The sequence below is a fragment of the Spirochaetota bacterium genome (assembly GCA_038043445.1).
Taxonomy (GTDB): Bacteria; Spirochaetota; Brachyspiria; order Brachyspirales; family JACRPF01; genus JBBTBY01.
This window is the reverse complement of the sequence record JBBTBY010000072.1, coordinates 108,820-117,721: the sequence shown is the minus strand read 5'-3', so window position 1 is coordinate 117,721 and position 8,902 is coordinate 108,820. Positions and strand designations below refer to the sequence as shown.

Below are 8,902 nucleotides of genomic sequence, written 5' to 3'. Positions count from 1 at the left end.
CATCGCGGAGAAAACGCACCCCTAACCCCCAGCCCCTTCCCCCTTTTTCAAAGGGGAAGGGGGGCGCTTATTGTGTTACAGAAATTATCGTTTGAATGAATTTCTTCTTGGCGGCTTGGCGTGAGGCAAGTCTTCGTCTTCGATTCAATAATAAAACAAATCGGAAAAGAGGAGTTCACGCGAAGGCACTTCGACAAGCACAGTGCAAGCGCGAAGCCGCGAAGAAGAAAATGGGGAGAAGGAATCTCGCGACGACGCGAAGACGCGACGAAGAGTGGAAAAGAAACGTGCAATACAGTTGTTACTCCCTCATATCCATATGCTATCACATGATATGCGGCCCTTCATATTTTTATTTAAGGATCAGGAGAAGAAGGGGAGCACCACGATGAACCGGATTAGCAGGATTTTATTTCCGATGTAATCCGGCTCATCCTGTCGATGCAAATCGCCCTCCGTGGCTCGCATCGACTAAGCACTTCCTGTGCAACAGCTCATCCTGGTGACTCTGCTCCTCCGACGCTATCGTTCCCGAATAGATAAGTATTATCGAATTGTAAATGCGCCTAGTCACGCGACGGCACTTCGACAAGACTTCGACAGGCTCAGTCCAACGGCTCAGTGCAAACGCGAAGACGCGAAGATGAAAGGAAAAGAATAAATAAATATGACACCGAAGACGTCGAGCCTGCGCTGAGCTAGTCGAAGCGAACACCGAAAAGAGCAAGAGACTTGGACGCGGATCATGCGGACGATGTATCCGCATATTCTCAAGTTATCACATGATATGCGGCCCCAAGAAATCTAGCGGAGAAGAAAGGGAAAGAAAAGAAGTGTCTCACGGAGGCCACGGAGCTCACGGAGATGCGGAAATCGCTGAGAATCGGATGTTAAATTATAAACGCTGATGAATCCCATACGCCAAGAACGGTAATTTTCCTCGGAGCATCGGAAGGCAATAATGGCTTTGGAATATAGACATCACCGATCTGCAATCGATCGGATTCGGACTCGGGATTATATCTATATGTTTCTGTATGCTCAGAATGGAAAACGAGATCGAAGAAAAACGTTCCACCTCCCCGATACTCTGACAACTGCAGAAAATAGTACTTCTTTTCATCAGGATCGTGAATTACTTTTAATTTTACCATTTCGGGAAACGGTATTGGGATCGCAGGCCGGGGGATGTACAGGTAAAAAGTTATTCCTTCGACGGATGTACTCCATCGTACTTTCTTCGGGGTATTTTTATTAAAGCAAAAAAGCTCATATATTGTAGTCATTTAAGCTCACCGTGTCGTTTTCACATACATTTTTAATTTCAATCGTGTGTACAGTGCGCGGCGAATTTGGATTAATCCACTCAACCGCGGGAACAGCACACAATTTCCCAGTTAATATTGCCGTGTCGACATCAGTATTTATTACGGTCACTTTTACCTGTTCATTTTTCTTGTGCGTGAAGACCTCGTCTACAACAGCTAATAATTCAGCGTCATACGCATTGAAACCGATGCCCCAAAACACAATATCTGTAGCTGACTCTAACCATTCTATCGCAGCAAAATGCGCCTCTTTCAGATATCTGCCTGACTTTAAGGTTCTTCTGGTAATACATTCTTCACAGCCATGCATTGCCAACCGAGTCATAATTGATTCATAAGCATCGTTTTTCAATTTTTCATCTTGTATAAGGTCGGTTACTTTCTTCATTTCATCATCGGTTGTCAGTTCAGTCGGTAATATTAATGAAGCAGGATCTGAGCAACGACCATGTATTTGAATAATATTTGGGAATAAATACTCATCTCCCAAGGTCATTTCCCAAGCACATTCATCCCAATTCGTTGAGACAACCCCGGTGGTTCTTCCACGCATGCGTTCTTTAATGCTATCAATTTCAACATTAAACTCCAATTCATTATAAAGTTCCTTGTATTGTTTTGCCATTCCATTAATAAATTTGAAAAACTCAGCAATTGTATTTTTGTATTCATTGATTCTTGAAATATCATCATTCTTTATAAGTTCGCCAAGCAAGTTGTTTCTTGCTACTTTATATAAAAAGGTGCACTCTCCAAGCGCAGTAATAGCTTCACGTGGAGTGTAGTACATCCTTTTGCTAGTGAAGTGCCTTAATAAAGGCATGCTGCCATTGCGAATTGCTCCATTCCCGATAACTATTACCAGCTCCGGCTTAATTGATTTCGGGCTAACTGGCCGACATAGGTTACAGTCAGTCATAATTGGCCGTCATCATTTCATTCATTAATACTTGATATTCCATATCCTGTTTCCCTTCGTGTGCAATATTGTTCATCCGTGGCTCTTCGGGAAATTGTATCCACGAATGCTTTGAGAAACTCGGCACATCGCTTTCTTTCCGTCTTGACGGGCTGCATATCAGAGAAGAGAATCTCACGAGAAGACGCGAAGAATAAGGGGAAAGAGGAGCGTCATCATTAACTACCAGCTCTTATCTTCCCTTCGTTAATTGTAATTCTTTTTTTGTCTTTATAAATGCAAATATTAACGGCGGCGTTGCGACCTTGCGTAGTTGCACGGTTATAACTGTTTAGCTGAAGAAGAAGTTGCTGTAATCCAATTTGAAGCTTTAGTGCTTCTTCAAAGCTTAAAACAACGTTCAGTGCCCGTGGTGTTCCGGGCGCCGGTTCTGGACTGAAATGGCTTACACTGACGCCTCCGAAACTTGCGGTCTTTTTAGGAATGGGTTTTGGCATGATAGTTCCTCCTTCATAGTTTCGAACAGTTAATTTCAATCCCTATTACACAAAGCTGCAGTTTTGCTCTATTTGTTACGGATATTTTTCACATTATCTGTCCATGGACTTTTAACCCAGCCATATTATCCATAATCCGCGCGCCCCTCCCCAAGACCACTGGCCTTCTAAGAATTTTCCATCAGTGAATCTATGTAATGTTGCATTTCCGTCACCTTGCGGATACTTTAAATTATAATGTCCCCGAATGCCCTTGCCTCTTAGGATAATTTTTTCGCCACCCAAGCTCGAACTTACAACGATCTCCTGCCCGGTAACCCGCACAGAGCAAGATAGGCCGATTTCATTCTCGAAATCATGATAGTATAACAAGTCCATCTTGCAGTTCTCAAACAATTCATTAAAACGAGTATCATCATTGTTCGCATTTTTTTTCACCAATACCCCCCCCCCATCTCTTATTAACTCCAGAATATTCTATACCTCAACGGCTCTGGGACGATATCGTTTTATCTCTATACCGTATATTTTCTTAAGCTCTTTTCGCATCTTTAGATGCCTGCGCCATAGAAACTTTTTATAATCGTCCCAATAATCGCTTTTTAACGATGGCAGGAAATCATACGCCCCATAGTATTTCTTGCCGTCAGAACTTTCAAAAAACACTTGAGGATGCTTTGCACGTTTATAATTATTTACACCAGCAGGCATTGGCTGAAAATTCCAAAGAATATTGACTTTTTCCTTATAATCATTATCCATCCCTGCAAGCTCAAGAGGGAAAATATGATCGATTTGAGGTGTAACATCATAAAAAACATATTGCCTATTCGGCAATAGTATTTTTAATGCCAGCCAAACCCTTGAAACGAACTGATTATAGCTTAAATCAATAGATCGATTGTTGCGCACAGCAATATCTTTCATGGCATTAATCGGAAATTCCAGCCCGATTTTGCCAGCCTCCATTGCTTTTTCCGCAAAAGCGTTCACCATCGTTTGCGTATTCCAATCACAAAACTGAGAAAGAATAAAATACTGATGTATCGCCTGAATATTGCTTTCCGAAAATCTTTTTATCCTAAAATTATGCCCATTGTATTTCAGGTTTACTAAATAAACGGCTATTGGAGATAACGCCTGTCTTCTGTCAATGATCTCTCCGCGGTTGATTTTCATAAGGTCCCAGAGATAGCCTTCAAACAACTCGCGCAAAGCATCTTTGGCTTGAAGAATATGGGTGTTAAATAGTTCCAAGTGCTCATCTTTGATTCGATTCACATCGACTTTTATCGATCCAAATACCAATAAGAAAATGAATTGCAATATTTCCGCTGATGTAAAGACGAAGCCGCCAGTACATTTTGCAATCTCAGCCGATGTTTCCCAAAGACTTTCTTCATATCCTGGGTATTTCGCCTTTATCTTTGCGAGCACAAGTTCAATTTGTGTCAATGTTACGCCTCCAATATTCAGCCGGCGAAATATTTCATTTACTTCCTCTTCATTATCTGAGACGACTGGGAAATATGCAATCGATTTGATATTTCTGTCAACAAATACATCCCACAATGCGCTGATGTTTGCTTTAACCAGCAACTTGTGATCATCATCCCTCTGATTGTCAGAATATTTTTTTTCAAGCATGACTTTTGTCTTTGAGTCACAAGACAAACCTATAAGCTCCGTCATTCTTATATGATATTCAGGTATTTCATCATCTCTGTTCACAAATAAAAAACCTGTTTTGTCTGCCGAATAACTATCACGATCAAATAATAGATCAAAGCAAAGCACTCTGTCATTAAATGTATAAAGCAAAACAGAACGTAATGTTTGTAACCTTTGCTGTCCATCATAAACTAATCCTTTATCATGCCCCCATCGCCCTTCATCAACTTGTTTTGCAAATTTGCCCGGCGCATAATCGTTGACAAATTCACGAAAGGCTATCTTTGCTTTCGTCTCCCATACCACAAGTCCTCCGATTGGAAACCGTCGGAAAAGTGAATCTAAAAGCAAGCATATATAACTTTCAGATTCATATCGTGCTCCCCACACATATTGACGCTGTATTTGAGGCAAAAACCATCCGTTACTGATATTGTTCATTTTCTCGATTGCTTCGCGTATCGATATACCTGCGTATGACATAAAGAGGACTCCATCTTTTTAATCGGAACTGTTGCTTTCCAAACCGACTAGACCACACCTATCATAGTATTGCTGAAAATCTCTTCTCGGAGAAATAATCCCGTTCTTTATCTTTGCCGGGAATACGCGATATTTGTTCTTGCTGTTTTTTACAATCTTGCCTGATTCAGCAGTGATGTATGCGACATGCTTTGGGGCGGCATATATTTTTGGAATAAATATTGGAATTATCAAGACCATGTTTTCATGGAATTGAGTCAGCGTTCTATTCACGCCGTACACTTGTCTATCCTTTTTTGTATCAGTCGGATAGAGTCCGGTAACTTGGACAGGACGGATTATTGTTCTTTTCTGAACAACCTTTGAAATGATAAAGTCAAAACCTTTGTCTCTGCTGGTAAAATAAATTGTCCAGCCCGCATCAGCTAATAATCCTGCAACATACAATTCAGCAAAATATTCTCTTGTCCTTGGAGCCTTGTTTTCATCCATATTCATTTCTCCTTGGCCTCTCCCGTCACGAACGCCCCCGGCCATCCCCCATGCTTCTCAATGACCTCATCTATCTCCCCCATTATCCGTATCGTCTCCGAGAGCGCCACCACTATCCGCTGATAATGGCGTATATCCTCCGCGGAGAGCTTACGCCCCTTTCTGTCCTTCAGCCACTTCTCGCATACCTGATACCCGCCGATGTGGAAGTTCCAGACATTCTCCGGCACGCCTTTGAATCCTATTGACTGATCCTTATCGACCCATACCGTTTTTTTCTCGTATGATATCTTTTCAACCTCCGGACTCCGCGAGCCAATATATTCAGTTATGAAGTCGTCCAGTATTTTTGATTCCATGAGATGCAGTGATACAAGTTCGGCGCCGATTTTGCCAAGCGAACGAAAGAGGGGGAGTGATTTTGTGAGCGGCAAACGTGGGAAATCTATTTTAAGGAATTCGGCGTATCGAGTGCGATAAGCAATACTGTGAAAAACAGCATAAATATAGGAAAAAATAATTTCTGCTTTGAGCTCTTCTAGACATCCTTGTATGCCATTTTTTATCCCTAACTTACCGCCAAGCGTCGCTAGAAATATATCGCTATAGTTAGTGCGACATTTTGTTGAGAACGATAGACTATCGTCCTCGGGATACAGCCATAATGGAAAAACATTAATCCCACCCCGTCTAAATATGTTTGCATCGATTGGCTCTCTAGATACAGAAATTAAAGACCATATTGGGTCTTGAACTGCTATTCCTTGCCTTCCTAATCCAAGACAAATGTTTTTTTTCTGAAATACATTGCTTATCAATTCTTTGCGCGGGTAATCCATGGCAACTGTACTAAAATAGCATGCGCGCCTGTCAAATGGACGATATGAGCAAGGAATGATTTTTTCTTGCCACTTCTTGTCATATCGAACTTGCGCACGTGCTGACTCAATCTGCCAATCACGATTATTTTCTATGTTATATTTATGTGCCAATTCTCTATTAGATAAAGTCTTTACTCTTAATTCACTAATACGTAAATAAATCTCCTCTGCTTGGAAAGCGATAGCAAAATCATCGCGATGGCTTTGGAATCCAAGTACGTTCGCTGGCATAATATCTTGTATTCTTAAATATTCCTCATACTCTTTGCGCGTAGAAGTATCTTGTGGTAAAAAAAGGAAAAATGATGGCATACACTGCACTGGTCTCCATGATATGTCTTTACTTTTACCCTTCGAAAGAACATCATACTTGTAACTTCTTTGACCATAAAGGTGTGCGTGCTTTATATTTTCGCAACCACCGCAAGAATTCAATATACCAAAGGATAGTGCAACCCCTTGTTGTATATCAAAAACATTTTCATCTGGTGTGCCATCTGGAGATATCTCGCGTTTTTTAAAATTCCCATGCAGATCAATAAATCTTAATTCCGATAATGATTTCAAAAGCGAATGCCGCATCCCTCGAAACGTTGGATTATCAAGAAAGCTATGATTTGTAATAATGCCAATTACACCGACGCCTGTAATTGTAATCGTTTGCTGATATAATCTTACAAATTTTACATAGTCATCCTGAAGCCATTTAGGATTTCTCTCGCCCAATGGCACCCCATCGATAAAATAGTAATCCTGCAATAGTTTACCTATATAATTCCATGTGCCATCATCATTTTTACTTAAATTCGCCGCGTGTCCCGCATATGGAGGATTTCCAATTAATACAGAAAATTTCTGTTGCTGTTTAACCTCATTCACCGCCGCCGCCTCATGAGCAAGCGCTTCGAACATTCCGGTGAGTGTCTGCTGTCCCGCATCGCTCGGCGGTTCAAGCGCATTGGTGAGAAATATCCGAACGCGTTCGTCGCTATTAAATTGATACCCGGTCTCAGTAAGCTTCAGCCCTATCTTCATATGAGCGATCGCATACGGCGCCATCATGAGTTCATAACCAAACAGCCGTGGGAGGAGGCATTTCGGCACATATTCATTCCACTTTGCAAGACATTCGCCGTCAGTTGCACCGGCTTTCTTCCACTTCGCCATCATTGTCTTGTGTATGATGTCGATGACCTCGACGAGGAATGTCGCCGTGCCGGTCGCGGGGTCGAGAATGGTTACGAAATATGAATTCGGGTCGGTACCTTCTGGTATCTTTATTTCTTTATTCGTGCTATTTGTGTCATTCGTGGTTCTCTTCTGCTTTTCTCTGAATTCTTCCCACGTTATCGTCGATGCAAGCCCGTCCTCAAGGCCGAATTCCGTCTGCAGCAGTTCATGCACGCTACGCACGATATACGACACCACCGGCTGCGGTGTATAGAACACACCCCGCTGTACGCGGAGTTCATGATTGTATTCGTTGAGAAAATCCTGATAGAAGTGGATGACCGGGTCTTCCTGCATCGTACGCTTGCCGAAATCACGGAGAATGTCCTCCATATGCGTATCGGGATCATTGAGAAGTTCGACGACATCCTGCACGCCCAATTCATCAAAATCGAGCTTTGTCTTTCTGCCGCCGGCTGTGAGGAATGTAGAGAGCATTTCCTTAAGGAACGGATTGGTAACTGGCACCATATCGACAATATTCTTTGAAATTATTCCTGTTTGCACGCTCGGCACTGGGTTTTTCCGCTCAATGCTCGCAGTCAAAAGGCCGTAGGCAATGGTCTGCGCATACATATCGACGAATGCATCCTCGGTGAGTTCGCGTATGAGCGCCGTCTGGAACGCCTTGTGCAGCTTGTGGAGCATGCCGTTCTCAGTCTCTATCTTGAGTACCGTATGCGCACGCTTATGGATGCGCTTGGCAAGCACGGCAAGGCGCATGGCAAGGTCTTTTGCTGTCTTTATCACTTGTCGATGTCCCAGCGTGAATGCACTTCTCCACGTTTTTCGCCATGCATCAACATCGGTCTCATCGCTCGGCCAGCGAAGCTTTTCTTTCAGTGTAGCTATGACATGATCATACCGCAGGGGGGTATCATCATCGTCCCACCCGAGAACCTTCAGTGTTGGCAGATCACCGGTACTGGTATCCGTTGTAAAATGAGCAAAGGTCATGTGCCGGTCATCCGTCTGCCCGTAGCTCGAAATAAAGATAAGATCGTCCATTCCCCAGGTCTTTCTGTCCGCATCACGACCGCCCGTTCTTTTCTTGATGACAAGATGGCTCAGTATCCTCCGAAGCATGACCACCGGCAGGCGCTTCGGCTTGAATTTAACGAAGAATATCCCCCATACCTGTCCGGTGCTGAGCGGACGTAATTGCTTTATCTCCTCTATGGCGACCGCATGCTCAGCGCTGATGTTGAGTTCTTCGGGAGTATATTTGAATGTCAGCTCATCAATATCGTCAGAATCGATTCTCCATCCAAGCTCGTCGCGGAGATACTTCAGGAGCGAAGGGAATGTTTTTATCGCACGAATTTGGTCTCTGTCGGTGGCGGGCATATCAGCTCCATAGATCTCGGATTTTTAACCACGAATTACACGAATAGTCACGAA

At 42.9% G+C, this 8,902-nt stretch carries 6 protein-coding genes; all 6 read right to left on the bottom strand.

The window, feature by feature from the left end; translation table 11 throughout:
• Positions 1-1,269 precede the first annotated feature (1,269 nt).
• Positions 1,270-2,247 (bottom strand): hypothetical protein, encoded by a 978-nt coding sequence (locus AABZ39_11755; GenBank protein MEK6795447.1) that lies wholly within the window; start codon positions 2,245-2,247, stop codon positions 1,270-1,272.
• A gap of 218 nt (positions 2,248-2,465) precedes the next feature.
• Positions 2,466-2,744 (bottom strand): hypothetical protein, encoded by a 279-nt coding sequence (locus tag AABZ39_11750; GenBank protein ID MEK6795446.1) that lies wholly within the window; start codon positions 2,742-2,744, stop codon positions 2,466-2,468.
• A gap of 111 nt (positions 2,745-2,855) precedes the next feature.
• On the bottom strand, positions 2,856-3,182 hold the full coding sequence (locus AABZ39_11745) for a hypothetical protein (protein MEK6795445.1): 327 nt from the start codon (positions 3,180-3,182) through the stop codon (positions 2,856-2,858).
• A gap of 39 nt (positions 3,183-3,221) precedes the next feature.
• A complete protein-coding gene (locus AABZ39_11740; GenBank protein MEK6795444.1) occupies positions 3,222-4,898 on the bottom strand; it encodes a DUF262 domain-containing protein in 1,677 nt (558 codons plus the stop codon).
• Positions 4,899-4,916: 18 nt separating this feature from the next.
• On the bottom strand, positions 4,917-5,390 hold the full coding sequence (locus AABZ39_11735; protein MEK6795443.1) for a hypothetical protein: 474 nt from the start codon (positions 5,388-5,390) through the stop codon (positions 4,917-4,919).
• A 2-nt stretch (positions 5,391-5,392) separates the two neighbouring features.
• Positions 5,393-8,848 (bottom strand): type ISP restriction/modification enzyme, encoded by a 3,456-nt coding sequence (locus AABZ39_11730; GenBank protein MEK6795442.1) that lies wholly within the window; start codon positions 8,846-8,848, stop codon positions 5,393-5,395.
• Positions 8,849-8,902: the final 54 nt, after the last annotated feature.

Bases quoted from the DNA above. Each gene is read 5' to 3' on its own strand.
- AABZ39_11755 (MEK6795447.1), bottom strand. From the start codon at position 2,247: ATGACTGACTGTAACCTATGTCGGCCAGTTAGCCCGAAATCAATTAAG.
- AABZ39_11750 (MEK6795446.1), bottom strand. From the start codon at position 2,744: ATGCCAAAACCCATTCCTAAAAAGACCGCAAGTTTCGGAGGCGTCAGT.
- AABZ39_11740 (MEK6795444.1), bottom strand. From the start codon at position 4,898: ATGTCATACGCAGGTATATCGATACGCGAAGCAATCGAGAAAATGAAC.
- AABZ39_11735 (MEK6795443.1), bottom strand. From the start codon at position 5,390: ATGGATGAAAACAAGGCTCCAAGGACAAGAGAATATTTTGCTGAATTG.
- AABZ39_11730 (MEK6795442.1), bottom strand. From the start codon at position 8,848: ATGCCCGCCACCGACAGAGACCAAATTCGTGCGATAAAAACATTCCCT.